The sequence below is a fragment of the Rhizobium sp. Root1212 genome, assembly GCF_001424985.1.
Lineage (GTDB): Bacteria > Pseudomonadota > Alphaproteobacteria > Rhizobiales > Rhizobiaceae > Pararhizobium.
On record NZ_LMDA01000025.1, the window covers coordinates 118,437 to 134,481 of the forward strand.

Annotated in this window: 19 protein-coding genes; 6 read left to right on the top strand and 13 right to left on the bottom strand. The window is 60.6% G+C overall.

The features are described from left to right. Nucleotides 1-2 precede the first annotated feature (2 nt). From sufC to ASC86_RS21790, 3 genes are all read right to left on the bottom strand, one after another. Entirely contained in the window at nucleotides 3-758 is a 756-nt protein-coding gene (gene sufC / locus ASC86_RS21780; RefSeq protein ID WP_056326263.1) for a Fe-S cluster assembly ATPase SufC, read from the bottom strand. A 69-nt stretch (nucleotides 759-827) separates the two neighbouring features. Then, nucleotides 828-2,297 carry a Fe-S cluster assembly protein SufB gene (sufB, locus tag ASC86_RS21785; RefSeq protein ID WP_056326265.1) on the bottom strand — a complete coding sequence of 490 codons (1,470 nt, stop codon included), beginning with the start codon at nucleotides 2,295-2,297 and terminating at the stop codon, nucleotides 828-830. A 140-nt stretch (nucleotides 2,298-2,437) separates the two neighbouring features. Further along, a complete protein-coding gene (locus tag ASC86_RS21790; protein ID WP_056326269.1) occupies nucleotides 2,438-3,604 on the bottom strand; it encodes a cysteine desulfurase family protein in 1,167 nt (388 codons plus the stop codon). 222 nt (nucleotides 3,605-3,826) lie between these two features. Here ASC86_RS21790 and ASC86_RS21795 point away from each other — a divergent pair, with 222 nt between their 5' ends. The 3 genes from ASC86_RS21795 (at nucleotide 3,827) to ASC86_RS21805 (ending at nucleotide 5,704) form a co-directional block, all read left to right on the top strand. Then, on the top strand, nucleotides 3,827-4,504 hold the full coding sequence (locus ASC86_RS21795; protein WP_056326272.1) for an alpha/beta hydrolase: 678 nt from the start codon (nucleotides 3,827-3,829) through the stop codon (nucleotides 4,502-4,504). A gap of 216 nt (nucleotides 4,505-4,720) precedes the next feature. Next, complete coding sequence (locus tag ASC86_RS21800; protein WP_056326275.1) at nucleotides 4,721-4,963, top strand: DUF2188 domain-containing protein; 243 nt, start codon at nucleotides 4,721-4,723, stop codon at nucleotides 4,961-4,963. Between the two features lie 321 nt (nucleotides 4,964-5,284). Continuing rightward, nucleotides 5,285-5,704 carry a DUF4864 domain-containing protein gene (locus tag ASC86_RS21805; RefSeq protein ID WP_056326276.1) on the top strand — a complete coding sequence of 140 codons (420 nt, stop codon included), beginning with the start codon at nucleotides 5,285-5,287 and terminating at the stop codon, nucleotides 5,702-5,704. A gap of 24 nt (nucleotides 5,705-5,728) precedes the next feature. Here ASC86_RS21805 and tgt read toward each other — a convergent pair whose 3' ends face one another. The 5 genes from tgt to coaD all read right to left on the bottom strand — a co-directional run bounded on the left by tgt (nucleotide 5,729) and on the right by coaD (nucleotide 9,650). Further along, complete coding sequence (gene tgt, locus ASC86_RS21810; protein ID WP_056326278.1) at nucleotides 5,729-6,862, bottom strand: tRNA guanosine(34) transglycosylase Tgt; 1,134 nt, start codon at nucleotides 6,860-6,862, stop codon at nucleotides 5,729-5,731. Next, nucleotides 6,859-7,947 (bottom strand): tRNA preQ1(34) S-adenosylmethionine ribosyltransferase-isomerase QueA, encoded by a 1,089-nt coding sequence (gene queA / locus ASC86_RS21815; protein WP_056326281.1) that lies wholly within the window; start codon nucleotides 7,945-7,947, stop codon nucleotides 6,859-6,861. The genes tgt and queA overlap by 4 nt, the downstream gene beginning before the upstream one ends. A gap of 72 nt (nucleotides 7,948-8,019) precedes the next feature. Next, complete coding sequence (locus ASC86_RS21820) at nucleotides 8,020-8,529, bottom strand: peptidylprolyl isomerase (RefSeq protein ID WP_056326284.1); 510 nt, start codon at nucleotides 8,527-8,529, stop codon at nucleotides 8,020-8,022. A gap of 25 nt (nucleotides 8,530-8,554) precedes the next feature. Beyond that, nucleotides 8,555-9,124 (bottom strand): peptidylprolyl isomerase, encoded by a 570-nt coding sequence (locus ASC86_RS21825; protein ID WP_056326286.1) that lies wholly within the window; start codon nucleotides 9,122-9,124, stop codon nucleotides 8,555-8,557. 31 nt (nucleotides 9,125-9,155) lie between these two features. Continuing rightward, complete coding sequence (gene coaD, locus ASC86_RS21830; RefSeq protein ID WP_056326290.1) at nucleotides 9,156-9,650, bottom strand: pantetheine-phosphate adenylyltransferase; 495 nt, start codon at nucleotides 9,648-9,650, stop codon at nucleotides 9,156-9,158. A gap of 221 nt (nucleotides 9,651-9,871) precedes the next feature. Here coaD and ASC86_RS26955 point away from each other — a divergent pair, with 221 nt between their 5' ends. Together ASC86_RS26955 and ASC86_RS26960 are read left to right on the top strand one after the other, a co-directional pair. Further along, nucleotides 9,872-9,994: a hypothetical protein gene (locus tag ASC86_RS26955; protein WP_280136991.1), complete on the top strand. Its 123-nt coding sequence runs from the start codon at nucleotides 9,872-9,874 to the stop codon at nucleotides 9,992-9,994. Nucleotides 9,995-10,006: 12 nt separating this feature from the next. Continuing rightward, nucleotides 10,007-10,138: a hypothetical protein gene (locus ASC86_RS26960; protein ID WP_280136992.1), complete on the top strand. Its 132-nt coding sequence runs from the start codon at nucleotides 10,007-10,009 to the stop codon at nucleotides 10,136-10,138. Between the two features lie 104 nt (nucleotides 10,139-10,242). Here the strand turns inward: ASC86_RS26960 and ASC86_RS21835 are convergent, their stop codons facing one another. The 4 genes from ASC86_RS21835 to gyrA form a co-directional block, all read right to left on the bottom strand. Next, nucleotides 10,243-10,659, bottom strand: a complete 417-nt coding sequence (locus tag ASC86_RS21835; protein WP_056326293.1) for a GFA family protein — start codon at nucleotides 10,657-10,659, stop codon at nucleotides 10,243-10,245. Nucleotides 10,660-10,676: 17 nt separating this feature from the next. Continuing rightward, the gene (locus ASC86_RS21840) at nucleotides 10,677-11,147 is read right to left on the bottom strand and encodes an SRPBCC domain-containing protein (RefSeq protein ID WP_056326295.1); all 471 of its coding nucleotides are present in this window, start codon (nucleotides 11,145-11,147) and stop codon (nucleotides 10,677-10,679) included. Next, the gene (locus ASC86_RS21845; protein ID WP_056326298.1) at nucleotides 11,144-11,473 is read right to left on the bottom strand and encodes a metalloregulator ArsR/SmtB family transcription factor; all 330 of its coding nucleotides are present in this window, start codon (nucleotides 11,471-11,473) and stop codon (nucleotides 11,144-11,146) included. The genes ASC86_RS21840 and ASC86_RS21845 overlap by 4 nt, the downstream gene beginning before the upstream one ends. Before the next feature lie 124 nt (nucleotides 11,474-11,597). After that, on the bottom strand, nucleotides 11,598-14,384 hold the full coding sequence (gene gyrA, locus ASC86_RS21850; RefSeq protein WP_056326300.1) for a DNA gyrase subunit A: 2,787 nt from the start codon (nucleotides 14,382-14,384) through the stop codon (nucleotides 11,598-11,600). Between the two features lie 228 nt (nucleotides 14,385-14,612). On the opposite strand from gyrA, the gene ASC86_RS21855 reads away from it, so the two are divergent. Continuing rightward, on the top strand, nucleotides 14,613-15,242 hold the full coding sequence (locus ASC86_RS21855) for a MarC family protein (protein ID WP_056326302.1): 630 nt from the start codon (nucleotides 14,613-14,615) through the stop codon (nucleotides 15,240-15,242). A 97-nt stretch (nucleotides 15,243-15,339) separates the two neighbouring features. Here ASC86_RS21855 and ASC86_RS21860 read toward each other — a convergent pair whose 3' ends face one another. Beyond that, complete coding sequence (locus tag ASC86_RS21860) at nucleotides 15,340-15,870, bottom strand: single-stranded DNA-binding protein (RefSeq protein ID WP_056326305.1); 531 nt, start codon at nucleotides 15,868-15,870, stop codon at nucleotides 15,340-15,342. Nucleotides 15,871-16,045 lie beyond the last annotated feature (175 nt).

A 16,045-nucleotide genomic window follows, 5' to 3' on the forward strand; every position in this document is an offset into this window, starting at 1 on the left:
CCTCAGGCAGCGGCGCCGATGATGTCGGCGTAACCATTGGCTTCGAGGTCGAGCGCCAGCGACTTGTCGCCGGACTTGATGACTTGGCCCTTGTAGAGCACGTGGACCGAATCCGGGACGATGTATTCGAGCAGGCGCTGGTAGTGGGTGATGACGATCACGGCGCGGTCGGGCGAACGCAGCGCATTGACGCCATCGGCAACGATCTTCAGCGCGTCGATGTCGAGGCCGCTATCGGTTTCGTCGAGCACGCAAAGCTGCGGCTGCAGCAGCGCCATCTGCAGGATTTCGGCGCGCTTCTTCTCACCGCCGGAGAACCCGACGTTCAGCGGGCGCTTCAGCATCTCCGGCGAAATCTTCAGCTCGGCGGCGGCTTCCTTGACGCGGCGCATGAATTCCGGCGTCGTCAGCTCTTCTTCGCCGCGATACTTGCGCTGCTCGTTCATCGCCACCTTCAGGAATTGCATGGTGGCGACACCCGGAATTTCGACCGGATACTGGAAGGCAAGGAAAATACCCTTGGCGGCACGCTCGGACGCGTCGAGTTCGAGGATGCTTTCGCCGTTGTAGAGGATATCGCCTTCGGTGACTTCGTAGTCTTCGCGGCCGGACAGGATGTAGGAGAGCGTCGACTTGCCGGAGCCGTTCGGGCCCATGATGGCCGCGACTTCGCCAGCCTTCACGGTGAGGTTCAGGCCACGGATGATCTCGGTGCCGTCTTCGGCGATGCGAGCGTGCAGGTTCTTGATTTCAAGCATTTCTATCGTCCCTTTGGAACAAACGGGGATGCGCGCCGGTGCGCGCCGGTTCAAATTCGGTAGCGGCGCTTAGCCCACGGAGCCTTCGAGCGAGATGCCGATCAGCTTCTGCGCCTCGACGGCGAATTCCATCGGCAGCTCCTGGATGACTTCCTTGACAAAGCCGTTGACGATCAAGGCGATCGCCGCTTCGGTGGGAATGCCGCGTTGCAGGCAGTAGAACAGCTGGTCTTCGGAAATCTTCGACGTCGTGGCTTCGTGCTCGAACTGTGCCGTCGAGTTCTTCGCCTCGATGTAGGGCACGGTATGGGCGCCGCACTTGTCGCCGATCAGCAGACTATCGCACTGGGTGAAGTTGCGGGCGTTCGATGCCTTGCGGTGGGTCGAGACCTGGCCGCGATAGGTGTTCTGGCTGAAGCCGGCGGCGATGCCCTTGGAGACGATACGGCTCGACGTGTTCTTGCCGAGGTGGATCATCTTGGTGCCGCTGTCGATCTGCTGATGGCCGTTGGAAACGGCGATCGAGTAGAATTCGCCGCGGCTGTCGTCGCCGCGCAGGATGCAGCTCGGATATTTCCAGGTGATCGCCGAGCCGGTTTCGACTTGCGTCCACGAAATCTTCGAGCGCGCACCACGGCAATCGCCGCGCTTGGTAACGAAATTGTAGATGCCGCCCTTGCCGTTCTTGTCGCCCGGATACCAGTTCTGGACGGTGGAATACTTGATTTCGGCATCGTCAAGAGCAACGAGTTCGACCACGGCGGCGTGCAGTTGGTTTTCATCGCGCTGCGGCGCGGTGCAGCCTTCAAGGTAGGAGACGTAGGCGCCCTCTTCCGCGATAATCAGGGTGCGCTCGAACTGGCCGGTGTCCTTCTCGTTGATGCGGAAATAAGTCGACAACTCCATCGGGCAACGCACGCCCTTCGGCACGAAGACGAAGGAGCCGTCGGTGAAGACAGCCGAGTTCAGCGTCGCATAATAGTTATCGGTGGTCGGGACGACCGAGCCCAGATACTTTTTCACGAGATCTGGATGCTCGCGGATGGCTTCCGAGATCGACATGAAGATCACGCCGGCCTTCTTCAGCTCTTCCTTGAAGGTGGTGACGACGGAGACCGAATCGAAAACGGCATCGACGGCGATCTTCGAGGTCTTCACGCCGGCCAGCATTTCCTGTTCGCGGAGCGGAATGCCGAGCTTCTCGTAAACCTTCAGGAGTTCCGGATCGACTTCGTCGAGCGACTTCGGGCCGGTCTGGCCCTTCGGTGCCGCGTAGTAGTAGATGTCGTTGAAGTCGATCTTCGGATATTCGACGCGCGCCCACTTCGGCTCTTCCAGAGTCAGCCAGCGGCGATAGGCGTCAAGGCGCCATTCGAGCATCCATTCCGGCTCCTGCTTCTTGTCCGAAATGAAGCGGATGATATCTTCGGAAAGGCCCTTGGGCGCCTTGTCCATCTCGATCTTGGTTTCAAAACCGTATTTGTACTGGTCCACATCGATCAGCGCGACCTGATCGATCGTTTCCTGGACAGCTGGCATGTCGTTCTCCAATCTTGCCGGATACAAGGTCCGGTAGCTTGTCATTCCGATACGTTTCTGCGTATCGCTTATGTAATGGCTAAAGGGCGATTTTCACCCCGTTTGCCAAGCGGAAAATTCCATTTCCGCAGCTTTTCTGATCAGGCGGCCGCGACCGGAAGCCGTCGCCGCCCGGAAATCTTCGCAAAGACCGCCGCGCAGCGGTCGATCTCGGCATCCGTGGTGCCCGGCCCGATGGAAATTCGAAGCGCGCCCTGCCCTGCATCATGGCCCATGGCCGTCAGCACGTAGCTCTGCCCGACCTTGCCCGAGGAGCAGGCCGAGCCGGCTGACAGTGCGACGCCTTCAAGATCGAAGGCGATCTGCCCGGTCTCCGCCTTCAGGCATGGAAGCGTGAAGAAAGAGGTATTGCCGATGCGCCGATCACCCTTGCCATGGATCAGCACGTCAGGGGCTGCCGCAAGCATGGCTGCTTCCAGCCGATCGCGCTTAGCAGCAATCGCAGCCATACGCTCATCGATGCCTTTGGCCGCAACATCTGCTGCAGCGCCAAAGCCAGCGATGGCCATCGGGTTTTCCGTTCCCGAACGATGGCCCTTCTCCTGCCCGCCGCCGCGGATCAAGGCGGATGGCATCAAGATTTCACCGCGGGCGACAAGTGCGCCCGCACCCTTCGGGCCGCCGATCTTATGGGACGAGACGACCATGAAATCCGCCCCAATCACTTCGATCGACAGCGGCACGCGGCCCGCAGCCTGCACCGCATCGACCACGAAGATACCGCCGACCTCTTTCACCAGCGCCGCCGCAGCCTCGACCGGCTGGATGATGCCGGTCTCGTTGTTGGCGAGCATCACGGCGACCATCGGCAAGCCACCCGCGCGGTCATGCGAGGCAAGGGCCGCCTTCAGCGCATCGAGATCGATCATGCCGGCGGGCGTGACCGGAACCTCCTGCACGTCATTTTTGGCGAAACGTCCGCCTTCGCGCAACGCTGGATGCTCGATTGCGGAAACATAAAGCCGGCCGATCTTCAGCGGCGTCTTGCCCATGCGGAAATCCGGGGTGAGCACCAGATTGGCGGCTTCGGTCGCGCCGCTCGTAAAGATCACGCTGGCCGGAGAAGCGCCGCAAAGCGCCGCTACGGAGCGGCGCGCATTTTCGATCATCATGCGTATCCGCCGGCCCTCGGCATGAACGGAAGAGGCATTGCCGACGAGATCGAGCGCGCTCACGCAGGCCTCACGCGCTTCGGAAAGAAGCGGCGCCGTCGCATTCCAGTCCATGTAGATGCGCGCCTGCGTCATGATCCTTGCCAAACAGCGGCCCCAACCCATCTAAAGGCAAACGGCCGATGCATTTTTCTTGAAATTTTCGCTTCGCTTGCCGTAAGAGACGACACCCGCCACGGAAGTCCGTGACCAGTTTTGAACGGTTCTAAACTGAGTTCTAGAAAAGCTGACTGTATTCGTCAAGACAGTTCAGCCGCTGAAACGGCTTTTAGAACCCGATCCATACCCGGAGTAACAATGCCCGAAGTCATTTTCAACGGCCCCGCCGGACGCCTTGAAGGCCGCTACCAGCCTTCCAAGCAGAAGAATGCACCGATCGCTATCGTGCTGCATCCGCATCCTCAGTTCGGCGGCACGATGAACAACCAGATCGTCTACCAGCTGTTCTATATGTTCCAGAAGCGTGGCTTCACCACGCTCCGCTTCAACTTCCGCTCCATCGGCCGCAGTCAGGGCGAATTCGACCACGGCGCCGGCGAGCTTTCGGATGCCGCGTCGGCCCTCGATTGGGTGCAGAGCATGCACCCAGATTCGAAGAGCTGCTGGGTCGCCGGCTATTCCTTCGGCGCGTGGATCGGCATGCAGCTCCTGATGCGCCGCCCGGAGATCGAAGGCTTTATGTCGATCGCGCCGCAGCCGAACACCTATGACTTCTCGTTCCTGGCGCCCTGCCCGTCCTCCGGCCTGATCATCAATGGCGATGTCGACAAGGTGGCGCCGGAGAAGGACGTCAACAATCTCGTCGAAAAGCTGAAGGCGCAGAAGGGCATTCTCATCACCCACAAGACGGTGCCGGGTGCGAACCACTTCTTCAACGGCCAGGTCGAAACGCTGATGACCGAGTGCGAGGATTACCTCGACCGCCGCCTGAACGGCGAGTTGACGCCGGAACCGGCGGCCAAGCGCATCCGCTGAGAACAGCCGCAAGGAATGTCATCGCCTCTGCTTCTTCTGGGGTGATGACCTGTGCGAACTTGAAAATCGCCTGCTTCGGCAAACCATGTTAGGATATGATTTGCTGAGCGGAAGACGGCCGATACGGACGAAAGCGCCGGAACGATATGCATCTCCCGGCCGTTCCCAGCCAGACGACAATGCAAAAGACGTTTGAGATGGCACAGGGAGAAAAACATGACCAGAGTTGTCTATTCGATCGTGGAGCATGATGGCGGCTGGGCCTACAAGCTCGGCAGTGTCTTTTCCGAAAGTTATCCCACCCGCGAACACGCGCTGGCTGCAGCGAAGGCTGCGGCGGCCGAGCAGCAGGTCGGCGGCGAGGATGAGGAAATCAGCTTCCAAGACGACAAGGGGCTCTGGCACTACGAGCATGCCGAAGGCGGCGACCGGCCGGAAGCAATCGTCGAAGACAAGTAAACGGCAAAATAAGGCCCTTCTCCGTGACCGGAGAAGGGCAATATTGTTTTGGTGCTGAAAAACCGAAGTCGCCCTCGGCAAGTTCATATCGCGCCGAACGAAGCACTTCTGCAAGCGTTACCCAAAATTAACCTTCACAGGTAGGGTTAACGCCGATGGGCTGAAACGCCCCTATACGAATTTTCGACATCAGATCAGATGCTTGAGGCGGCAAGCTCATAGAATTTATTTACATCAAATCGTAAGTATTATCGAAGCGTTATCATTCGCAAGCTGTCTTCGTTTGGGACATGAACCGTTGTGGGACGGGAGGAATTGGACATGACGTTCAATACGAGACATTTCGTCGTTCTGGCCGCCCTGCTGCTGCCATTCAGCGCCCACGCCGTGGAGCCCGTCGACACCGCGCAATCGATCATCCAGCACCAGATCGAGGCCTTCCTTGCCGACAACAAGGCGGAGGCCTATTCCTTCGCCTCGCCGCAGATTCGCAGCAAGTTTCCGAACCAGGATATCTTCTTCGACATGGTAAGGCGCGGCTATGCGCCGGTCTATCGTCCCGGCAACTTCGCCTTCGGCCGCAGCAAGGTCGTCGGCGGGACGATCGTACAGGAGGTGCTGATTTCGGCACCCGACGGGAAGGACTGGACCGCTCTCTATTTTCTCGAAAAGCAGCCTGATGGCAGCTACAAGATCAACGGCGTACAGATGCTGCAACAGGCGCCGGGGCCGGAAATCTGAGCCCCGCGCCTGCTCCGGTTTGCCTTATTGGCGGTTTATGGCCTCGCCGCGCGCCCAGCCTTCCTGCGTCTCGGCCATGAAGTCGGTATAGCGGCCTTCCTCGATCGCCTTGCGGATGCCGGCCATCAGATCCTGGTAGTAGGAAAGATTGTTCCAGGTTAGCAACATGCCGCCGAGCGCCTCGTTGGCGCGCACGAGGTGATGCAGGTAGGCGCGCGAATAATCCCGCGACGCCGGGCACGCGGACTGGTCGTCCAGCGGCTGCAGGTCTTCGGCATGACGGGCATTGCGGATGTTGATACGGCCATGGCGGGTGAACGCCAGACCATGGCGGCCCGAGCGGGTCGGCATGACGCAGTCGAACATATCGATACCGCGGGCGACCGATTTAAGCATATCATCCGGCGTACCGACGCCCATCAGGTAACGCGGCTTTTCAGTCGGCAAATGCGGGCTTGTCGTGTCGATCATGTCCAGCATGACGGCCTGCGGCTCGCCCACGGCAAGACCGCCGATCGCATAGCCCTTGAGGTCGAGCCCTGCCAGCGCCTGCGCGGAGCGCACGCGAAGCTCTGGGATATCGCCGCCCTGCACGATGCCGAACATCGCCTTGCCCGGTTGATCGCCGAAGGCGACCTTGCAGCGTTCGGCCCAGCGATAGGACATTTCCATCGCTCGCTCGATGTCCTTCGGCTCCGCCGGCAGGCGCACGCATTCGTCGAGCTGCATCTGGATATCGCTGTCCAGCAGGCCCTGAATCTCGATCGAGCGCTCCGGCGACATATGGTGCAGCGAACCGTCGACGTGGCTCTTGAACGTCACGCCCTGCTCATCGAGCTTGCGCAGGCCCGACAGCGACATGACCTGAAAACCGCCCGAGTCCGTCAGGATCGGATATGGCCAGCGGATCAGGTTGTGCAGGCCGCCGAGGCGCGCGACACGCTCCGGGCCGGGGCGCAGCATCAGGTGATAGGTGTTGCCGAGGATGATATCGGCGCCGACCTCACGCACCTGGTCGAGATACATGGCCTTGACGGTACCAACGGTTCCAACCGGCATGAAGGCCGGGGTACGGATCGTGCCGCGCGGCATGGATACTTCGCCGCGACGGGCCTTGCCATCGGTCGCAAGCAGTTTGAATTCGAAATTCTCGGTCATCGGGTATCCCGGAAAAGCAGGCTGGAATCGCCATAGGAATAGAAACGGTAGCCGGAAGCGATGGCATGGGCGTAGGCCTCTTGCATCGTCTCCAGCCCGGAGAAGGCCGAAACCAGCATGAACAGCGTCGATTTCGGCAGGTGGAAATTGGTCATCAGCATATCGACGGCGCGGAAGCGGTAGCCGGGCGTGATGAAGATGCCGGTCGAGCCCGACCAAGCCTCGACGCGGCCGTCTTCCTGCGCGGCACTTTCGATCAGCCGCAGCGAGGTCGTGCCGACGCAGACGATGCGATTGCCCCGCGCCTTCACCGCATTCAGCCGGGCAGCAACATTGGTGCTCACATGGCCGACCTCGTGGTGCATCACATGGTCGTCGGTATCGTCGACCTTCATCGGCAGGAAGGTCCCTGCCCCGACATGCAGCGTCACGAAATGCCGCTCGATGCCCGCGGCATCAAGCGATTCAAACAGCCGGTCGGTGAAATGCAGGCCCGCCGTCGGGGCGGCAACAGCGCCCTCTTCGCGGGCATAGACGGTCTGGTAGTCCGTGCGGTCCTTTTCGTCTTCCGGGCGCTTGGAGGCGATATAGGGCGGCAGCGGGATATGGCCGACGGCCGCGATAGCCTCGTCCAGCGACGGGCCGGAAAGATCGAAACGCAGGGTGACTTCACCCGCCTCGCCCTTTTCCTCCACCGTCGCATCGAGCGTTCCGAGCATGCAGGCCGAAGCGTTTTCATGACCGAAGGAAATCCGATCGCCCTGCTTCAGCCGCTTTGCCGGCCGCGCGAAGGCCTTCCAGCGATCGGGCGCGACGCGCATGTGCAGCGTCAGCGAGACGGCCGTCGCCACGTCCTCGCCACGGCGTCTGATACCTTCGAGCTGCGCGGGAATGACCTTGGTGTCGTTGAACACAAGGGCATCGCCGGGGCGCAGATAGGAGGTCAGATCGAGCACGCCGCGGTCTTCGATAGCCGGCGTTTCGCCCGGCTTGACGACGAGCAGGCGGGCGCTGTCGCGCGGGCTTGCGGGCCGGAGCGCAATGTTTTCCTCGGGCAGATCGAAATCGAAAAGATCGACACGCATGACAGTCTTCTTCAAATGGCAAACCCGCCCCGGCACCTCACGCGCCGGAGCGGGTTTTTGGAATAGCCCGGATCAGGCGTTGGCGGCAACCTTCATCGAGATGATATGGTCCGGGTCCTGTACCGGCTCGCCGCGCTTGATCTTGTCGATATTTTCCATGCCTTCGATGACCTGGCCCCAGACCGAGTACTGCTTGTTCAGCCACGGGCTGTCGGCAAAGCAAATGAAGAACTGCGAGTTCGCCGAGTTCGGCATCTGGCTGCGGGCCATGGAGCAGGTGCCGCGCACGTGGCTCATGTTGGAAAACTCGGCCTTCAGGTCCGGCTTGTCGGAGCCGCCCATGCCGGCGCGCGCCGGGTTGAAGCTTGCGCCACCCTTCTTGCCGTACTGGACGTCGCCGGTCTGGGCCATGAAGTCGTTGATGACGCGGTGGAACACGACGCCGTCATAGGCGCCTTCATTAGCAAGTTCCTTGATGCGCGCGACGTGGCCCGGTGCCAAATCCGGCAGAAGCTGGATGACGACCTTGCCCTGCGTCGTTTCCATGATGATGGTGTTTTCCGGGTCCTTGATCTCGGCCATGGCTTTTCTCCTTGGTGTTATGGGTTTACTTGCCGACCTTGACGCTGATCATGCGGTCGGGATCGGTAACGGAGCCGTTGTTGGCTTCGTCGCCCTTCTTGATCTTGTCGACATTCTCCATGCCTTCGACCACCTGGCCGACGACCGTGTACTGGCCGTTCAGGAAGTCACCAGGGGCGAACATGATGAAGAACTGGGAATTGGCGGAGTTCGGGTCCTGCGAGCGGGCCATGCCGACCGTGCCGCGCTCGAACGGAACATCTGAGAATTCGGCCGGAAGATCAGGCTTCGAGGAGCCGCCCATGCCGGCCATGCCCGCCTGGAAATCCTTTTCCATGTTGCCGTACTGGACGTCGCCGGTCTGGGCCATGAAGCCCGGAATGACGCGGTGGAAGGCGACATTGTTGTATTCGCCGCCGGCTGCGAGTTCCTTCAGGCGCGCGACGTGCTTGGGCGCCACATCCGGGCGAAGCTCGATCACGACCGGGCCGTCCTTCAGCTGGATCGTCAGATAGTCCTTTGCCTGGGCAAAGGCGCCGCCCGTGACGGAGGCAAGAACCAAGGCGCCGGCAAAAGCGAGTTTGAGGATTTTCATGATAGCTCCCGTGAGAATAACGCCAAGGGCGTCAGGATTTGCGTCGGGCGGCAAGCGCCTGATAGACGGCGGCCGGCACGAAGGCGCTGACATCGCCGCCCATGGCCGCGATCTGGCGGACCAATGTGGCGGTAATGGGCCGGGAGGCCGCACCTGCCGGCAGAAACAGGGTCTGGATATCCGGCGCCATCTGGCGGTTCATGCCGGCCATCTGCATTTCGTAATCGAGATCCGTGCCATCGCGAAGACCGCGCACGAGCATGGTCGCGCCATGCGCACGCACCGCATCGACGGCCAGATTGCCGAAGGACACGATATCGATATCGCCGGCGCGTTCAGGCAACGCCTCGCCCAGCGACTGGCGGATCAGCGCCGCGCGCTCATCGAAGGAAAACAGCGGCGTCTTGCCGGGGTGGATACCGATCGCGACGATGACCTTCGAAGCGACATTGAGCGCCTGCATCAGCACATCGAGATGTCCATTCGTCATCGGATCGAAGGAGCCGGGATAGAAAGCTGTCGTCATCGCGCCTGTTCCGTTTGACAGCCTTTTGTCACGGACTGTCCTCAACCGCAAGGGAGTGCGCCGATGCCTTTACTCTTGTTCCCATGGAAACAGCGCGATCCATTCCTGAACGGTAGATAAAGGGCACGTTCAGCGAAGCTTCAAGGGATCAAGACTAGGGTGAAGCTCAAGGACGGAACTTTCTGACGGTCAGGCCGTTATGGCTCGAAAGGAACACCGCCATGGGACTTATACTTCTGTCGATGACTATGTTTTTCGCAATGCTGTTTGCGACCGTCCACGCAATTCGCGACGAAGCGCGGGACGATCGTAATGACGGTATCCGCAAGATCGCCTTCAAGTAAGGAACATCAGCGATGGCAATAGCAATGATGATTGCATCCGCGGTGATCAGTATCGTGTTTCTCGCCGATTTCGCAACAACCATCTTTCAACTGCAACGCGACCGCGCTGCCCTCAAGATGAATGATACCGGCTTCCAAGTATGAGCCGGACGAGCCCTTTTTCCTGTGGCAACCTCCAGTGCCGCATCATTAAAAAACCGGACGGCATCCCTGCCCGTCCGGTTTTTTTATTGGACTATGCTCCAAATCTATCCTCGCGGTGGCATCTGCTCGAATTTCGGCAAAGCCGGATCGAGATGATCCCAGGCATGGCCGGCAGCCGTCCAGGAAACCAGTTGCGGCTGGTAGCGGCCCGGATCGTCGAGGCTTGCCGGCGTGACGATGAAGACCTGGGGCATGTCGGGAAAAGCCAGATAGACGGGCGAACCGCATGTCGGGCAAAAGCCGCGTTGCTTGACAGTCCCGCCATCGCCGACAGTCTGGAAACGCGAGGCCTCCCCCTCGACCGTCACGTCGGCGGCGACAAAGGTCATGTGCGATTGATGGCCGGTGCCGCTGTCGCGCTGGCATTGCCGACACTGGCAATCGACCATGACGGCCGGCTCACCTGAAATCTCGTAGCGGATCGCGCCGCAGGCGCAGCCGCCGGTATAGGGCTTGCTCATCTCTTTCTCCTCCTCGTTCAATGCAGCGTTTGTGACGATTCTTCAGCGACAACCGTGTCGAGCCTCTTCACCACCTTCTTCCATCCCTCACTCATATTGCGATAGGCGCTGTCGTTCTTCGGCAGAACAAAGCCGGAATGAACGAGCCGCAGCCGCGTGCCGGCCTCGGCTTTCGAAAGAGTGAAGGTCACCACCGTCTCCAGCTTCGAGCCATAACCCTCATTGCTGTCGTGACCACCCTTCCAGCTATAGGACAGCCGCTCGTTCGGCACGATCTCCAGCACTTCGCAGTGGATGGTGCCATCCCATGCGCCGGCGGGCGTCGTCTGGAAGGTGAAGCGGTTGCCGGCGATCGCCTCGAAACCCTTCGGCTCCATCAGCCAGCGGCTTATCAGGGCACCGGATGTCAGAGCCTTCCAGATCGTTTCAGGCGCATGTGGGAAGACTTCATCAATTACGATGGCTTCCTGGCTGACCGTTTGGTTCATGGATCGAGTTCCTTCAGCAGGTTTCTGAGATCGGCAAAACGTTCGCGCCAGAAGACGCCGTAATGACTCATCCAGTCAGCCAGCGGCGCAAGGCCCTCCGGCGCGGCGCGGTAGTAGACATTTCGCCCCTCGGGGCGCTCGCTGACGAGGCCAGCCTGCTTCAAGGCCTTCAAGTGCTGGGATATGGCCCCCTGGGTGACGCTGCTGGCGCGGGTCAGTTCGACGACGGTGATTTCATCGGAGTTGACGATGCGTTCGAATACGGCCCGCCGCGTGGGATCGGCAAGGGCGCGCATGACGGTCGTTATGGTTTCGGCCTCGATCATGGGAAATTGAATAGCAATAACTAATCAATTAGTCAATACTATTTAATTTGACATTCCTCCCAAATGCACGAAGGGGCAGCTTTCGCCACCCCTTCGGTCATCATATCCGTGGTGTTTCAGGGCGTCAGGCTTCGCCGCCGTTTCCAGCGTCGGAGGCTTCCGATTCAGCCACTGCCTCCACAACACCTTCTTCGTCCTCTTCGCTTTCCGGCTCGCTGATGCGCTCGACCGAAACGACCTTCTCATCCTTGGCGGTGGAAAAGATGGTGACACCCTTGGTCGCGCGGCTGGCGAGGCGGATGCCGCCCACCGGCACGCGGATCAACTGGCCGCCATCCGAGACCAGCATGATCTGGTCGCCGTCATCGACCGGGAAGGCTGCGACCAGTTCGCCGATTTCCGAGGTCTTCGAGGTATCGGTGGCGCGGATGCCCTTGCCGCCACGGCCGGAGGTGCGGAAGTCATAGGTCGAGGAGCGCTTGCCAAAGCCCTTGACGGAAACCGTCAGCACGAACTGCTCGCGGGCCTTCAGTTCCTCGTAACGTTCGTCGGAAAGCTGGCCTTCTTCCGTGACCTCTTCGCCGACGAGGGAGATTTCTTCCTCCTCGCCCGTTGCTGTACGGCGTTCGGCAGCGGCGCGCTTCAGATAGGCGGCCCGCTCCCACGGCTCGGCATTGACATGGCCGACGATGGTCATGGAAATGATGCGATCGCTTTCGCCCAGCGAAATGCCGCGCACGCCGATAGAATTGCGCCCGGCGAAGACGCGGACGTCATCGACCGGGAAGCGGATGCACTGGCCGAGCGCCGTGGTCAAAAGCACGTCGTCCTGATCGGTGCAGGTCTCGACGGAGAGGATTTCGTCACCCTCCTCCTCGAGCTTCATGGCGATCTTGCCGTTACGGTTGACCTGGACGAAATCCGACAGCTTGTTGCGGCGCACCGTGCCGCGGGTGGTCGAGAACATGACGTCGAGGTTTTCCCAGGTCGCCTCGTCCTCGGGCAACGGCATGATCGTGGTGATGCGCTCGCCCGGCTCCAGCGGCAGCATGTTGATCAGCGCCTTGCCGCGCGATTGCGGCGTGCCGATCGGCAGGCGCCAGACCTTTTCCTTGTAAACGATGCCGCGCGAGGAGAAGAACAGCACCGGCGTATGGGTGTTGGCGACGAACAAGCGCGTGACGAAATCCTCGTCTCGCGTCGCCATGCCGGAGCGGCCCTTGCCGCCGCGGCGCTGCGCCCGGTAGGTCGTCAGCGGCACGCGCTTGATATAGCCGAGATGCGACACGGTCACGACCATGTCTTCCTGGGCGATCAGGTCTTCGTCGTCCATTTCCGGGCCGCCGAGGGTGATCTCGGTGCGGCGCGGCGTGCCGAATTCGTCGCGAACGGCAGCAAGCTCGTCCTTGACGATCGTCATGATGCGAACGCGCGACGACAGGATTTCGAGATAGTCACTGATCTCGGCGCCGATCTTGTTCAGTTCGTCGCCGATTTCATCACGACCGAGCGCCGTCAGGCGGGCAAGGCGCAGTTCGAGGATGGCGCGGGCCTGCTCCTCGGACAGGTTGTAGGTCAGGTCCTCGTTGATGCGATGACGTGGGTCGTCGATCAGGCGGATCAGGCTTTCCACATCGGCGGCCGGCCAGCGGCGGGTCATCAACTGTTCGCGCGCCGTCTGCGGATCGGGCGCCTCGCGGATCAGCTTGATGATTTCATCGATATTCGCGACGGCGATGGCAAGACCCACCAACACATGGGCGCGCTCGCGCGCCTTGCGCAGCAGGTACTTGGTGCGGCGGCTGACGACATCCTCGCGGAAGGCGACGAAGGCGCGCAGCATGTCGAGCAGCGTCATCTGCTCCGGCTTGCCGCCGTTCAGCGCCACCATGTTGCAGCCGAAGGAGGTCTGCAGCGGCGTGTAGCGATAGAGCTGGTTGAGGATGACCTCGGCATTGGCGTCGCGCTTCAGCTCGACAACGACGCGGTAACCCTGGCGGTCGGACTCGTCGCGAAGGTCGGAAATGCCCTCGATACGCTTGTCCTTCACCAGTTCGGCCATTTTCTCGATCATCGTCGCCTTGTTCACCTGATAGGGAACCTCGGTGATGATGATCTGCTCGCGGTCGCCGCGCATCGGCTCGATGGTGGCGCGGCCGCGCATGATGACGGAGCCGCGGCCTGTCTCATAGGCAGAGCGGATGCCGGAGCGGCCGAGGATGAGCGCAGCCGTCGGGAAATCGGGACCCGGAATGATTTCCATCATTTCCGGCAGCTCGATGCCCGGATTGTCGATCAGCGCGATACAGCCGTTGACGACCTCGATCAGATTGTGCGGCGGGATGTTGGTCGCCATGCCGACGGCGATGCCGCCGGCGCCGTTCACCAGCAGATTCGGGAATTTTGCCGGAACGACCATCGGCTCGCTCAGCGTGCCGTCATAGTTGTCGCGAAAATCGACCGTTTCCTTGTCGAGATCGTCGAGCAGCGAATGGGCGGCCTTTTCCAGCCGGCATTCGGTGTAGCGCTCGGCCGCCGGCGGGTCGCCGTCGATCGAGCCGAAATTGCCCTGGCCGTCGATCAGCGGCAGCCGCAGCGACCACGGCTGGGCCATGCGCGCCAAGGCATCGTAGATCGCCAGGTTGCCGTGCGGGTGATATTTACCCATCACGTCCCCGGTGACACGGGCGCACTTGACGTATTTCTTGTTCCAGTCGATGCCGAGTTCGCTCATCCCGAACAGGATGCGGCGATGCACCGGCTTCAAGCCGTCACGGACATCGGGAAGCGCCCGGCTGACGATGACGCTCATCGCGTAATCGAGATAGGAGCGCTGCATCTCCTCCATGATGGAAATGGGTTCGATGCCTGGTGGGTTCTTGCCGCCGCCGGGTGTGCTTTGTTCAGTCAATTTCGATCACGATCTTTGTTCAGAATCAGACAGATTTTTATAGCCGAATGCGCTTGATAGCGCCAATTTCGGGGACGGGTTTTGAACAGGTTTCGGCCCTCACGCCGTTGAAACGGCATTTAAACGGCAAAAGCGTGGCGGCCCGGCCCCGGACGGCTTCCCTTCCCTGCTGCGCTCGCCTACCAATAGGGCAAACGGCCGCCGAAACAGAGCCGCAGGGGAAGCCGCATGAACCATCTCGATCTTCTGATCAACGCGCTGACGACCATCCTGGTGACGATCGATCCGCCGGGCCTGGCGCCGATCTTCCTCAGCCTGACAGTCGGCATGAACAGGCACGATCGCTATCTCGTGGCCCGGCGCGGCACGCTGATCGCCTTCTTCATCCTTGCCGCCTTCGCGCTGTTCGGCGACCGGATTCTCGGCCTGCTCGGCATCTCGATCGGTGCATTCCGCATTGCCGGCGGCATGTTGCTCTTCTGGATCGCGTTCGAGATGATTTTCGAGAAGCGCAACGAACGCAAGGAAAAGACTGGCGAAGTCGCCATCACCCGCGACCACATTCACAATATCGCGGTCTTCCCGCTGGCGCTGCCGCTGATCGCCGGCCCCGGCGCGATCTCCGCCACCATCCTGCTCTCCGGCTCGTTCTCGTCGACGGTGGACCGCATCGAACTGATCGTCGTCATAGCGGTCTGTCTGCTGGTGCTGTTTGCGTCGCTTGTGGTTGCCGAACGTATCGACCGCTTCCTCGGCGTCACCGGCCGCGCTATCCTGACACGCCTTCTCGGCGTCATCCTCGCAGCCCTTGCCGTCCAGTTCGTCGTCGACGGCGTTCGCTCGGCATTTTCGATCTAGCGAATAGCGAATAGCGAATAGCGAATAGCGAATAGCGAATAGATGCTGTTCGGCCAAAGGCCCGATGTCTACGCTATTCGCTATTCGCCCAATTCAATCAAAACGGAATGTCATCATCCATGTCGCGCGAGAAATTGCTCGGGCTGCCACCGGAGCGGCTCGGCTGTGCCGCCGGACGATCGTAATCGTCGCCGCCATAATTGCTCGAACCACCGCTGTAATTGCCCTGGCCGCCGCCGAAATCGGAAGCGCCACGACCACCGCCGGCGCCGCCGTCACGGCCGTCGAGCATCGTCAGCGTCGAACCGAAGCCCTGCAGCACCACTTCCGTCGAATAGCGGTCCTGACCGTTCTGGTCCTGCCACTTGCGGGTCTGCAACTGGCCTTCGATATAAACCTTGGCGCCCTTCTTCAGATACTGCTCGGCCACCTTGCAGAGACCTTCGTTAAAGATCACGACGCGGTGCCACTCGGTCTTTTCCTTGCGCTCGCCGCTGTTGCGGTCGCGCCAGGTTTCCGAGGTCGCGATGTTCAGGTTGGCGATCGGCCGGCCATCCTGGGTGCGGCGGATTTCCGGATCTGCTCCGAGGTTTCCGATCAGAATAACCTTATTGACACTGCCAGCCATCTCGCTCTTTCCTGTTTCTTACGCCGCCCAACAGACGGCTTTCCCTGTGGCGCGCATAGTAGCGCCTGGATTTCGAGGATACGCCCCGCCATTTCGCGTATCCACATGATTATGAATTTTTGTTCTTTCTTTGTTCTAGTTTATGGCTATTATCCTGTCAACTGACTCGTAAAGG

Excerpts from the sequence above, each read along its gene's own strand:
- sufC (WP_056326263.1), bottom strand. The coding sequence starts at position 758 with ATGCTTGAAATCAAGAACCTGCACGCTCGCATCGCCGAAGACGGCACC.
- sufB (WP_056326265.1), bottom strand. The coding sequence starts at position 2,297 with ATGCCAGCTGTCCAGGAAACGATCGATCAGGTCGCGCTGATCGATGTG.
- ASC86_RS21790 (WP_056326269.1), bottom strand. The coding sequence starts at position 3,604 with ATGACGCAGGCGCGCATCTACATGGACTGGAATGCGACGGCGCCGCTT.
- ASC86_RS21795 (WP_056326272.1), top strand. The coding sequence starts at position 3,827 with ATGCCCGAAGTCATTTTCAACGGCCCCGCCGGACGCCTTGAAGGCCGC.
- ASC86_RS21800 (WP_056326275.1), top strand. The coding sequence starts at position 4,721 with ATGACCAGAGTTGTCTATTCGATCGTGGAGCATGATGGCGGCTGGGCC.
- ASC86_RS21805 (WP_056326276.1), top strand. The coding sequence starts at position 5,285 with ATGACGTTCAATACGAGACATTTCGTCGTTCTGGCCGCCCTGCTGCTG.
- tgt (WP_056326278.1), bottom strand. The coding sequence starts at position 6,862 with ATGACCGAGAATTTCGAATTCAAACTGCTTGCGACCGATGGCAAGGCC.
- queA (WP_056326281.1), bottom strand. The coding sequence starts at position 7,947 with ATGCGTGTCGATCTTTTCGATTTCGATCTGCCCGAGGAAAACATTGCG.
- ASC86_RS21820 (WP_056326284.1), bottom strand. The coding sequence starts at position 8,529 with ATGGCCGAGATCAAGGACCCGGAAAACACCATCATCATGGAAACGACG.
- ASC86_RS21825 (WP_056326286.1), bottom strand. The coding sequence starts at position 9,124 with ATGAAAATCCTCAAACTCGCTTTTGCCGGCGCCTTGGTTCTTGCCTCC.
- coaD (WP_056326290.1), bottom strand. The coding sequence starts at position 9,650 with ATGACGACAGCTTTCTATCCCGGCTCCTTCGATCCGATGACGAATGGA.
- ASC86_RS26955 (WP_280136991.1), top strand. The coding sequence starts at position 9,872 with ATGGGACTTATACTTCTGTCGATGACTATGTTTTTCGCAATGCTGTTT.
- ASC86_RS26960 (WP_280136992.1), top strand. The coding sequence starts at position 10,007 with ATGGCAATAGCAATGATGATTGCATCCGCGGTGATCAGTATCGTGTTT.
- ASC86_RS21835 (WP_056326293.1), bottom strand. The coding sequence starts at position 10,659 with ATGAGCAAGCCCTATACCGGCGGCTGCGCCTGCGGCGCGATCCGCTAC.
- ASC86_RS21840 (WP_056326295.1), bottom strand. The coding sequence starts at position 11,147 with ATGAACCAAACGGTCAGCCAGGAAGCCATCGTAATTGATGAAGTCTTC.
- ASC86_RS21845 (WP_056326298.1), bottom strand. The coding sequence starts at position 11,473 with ATGATCGAGGCCGAAACCATAACGACCGTCATGCGCGCCCTTGCCGAT.
- ASC86_RS21855 (WP_056326302.1), top strand. The coding sequence starts at position 14,613 with ATGAACCATCTCGATCTTCTGATCAACGCGCTGACGACCATCCTGGTG.
- ASC86_RS21860 (WP_056326305.1), bottom strand. The coding sequence starts at position 15,870 with ATGGCTGGCAGTGTCAATAAGGTTATTCTGATCGGAAACCTCGGAGCA.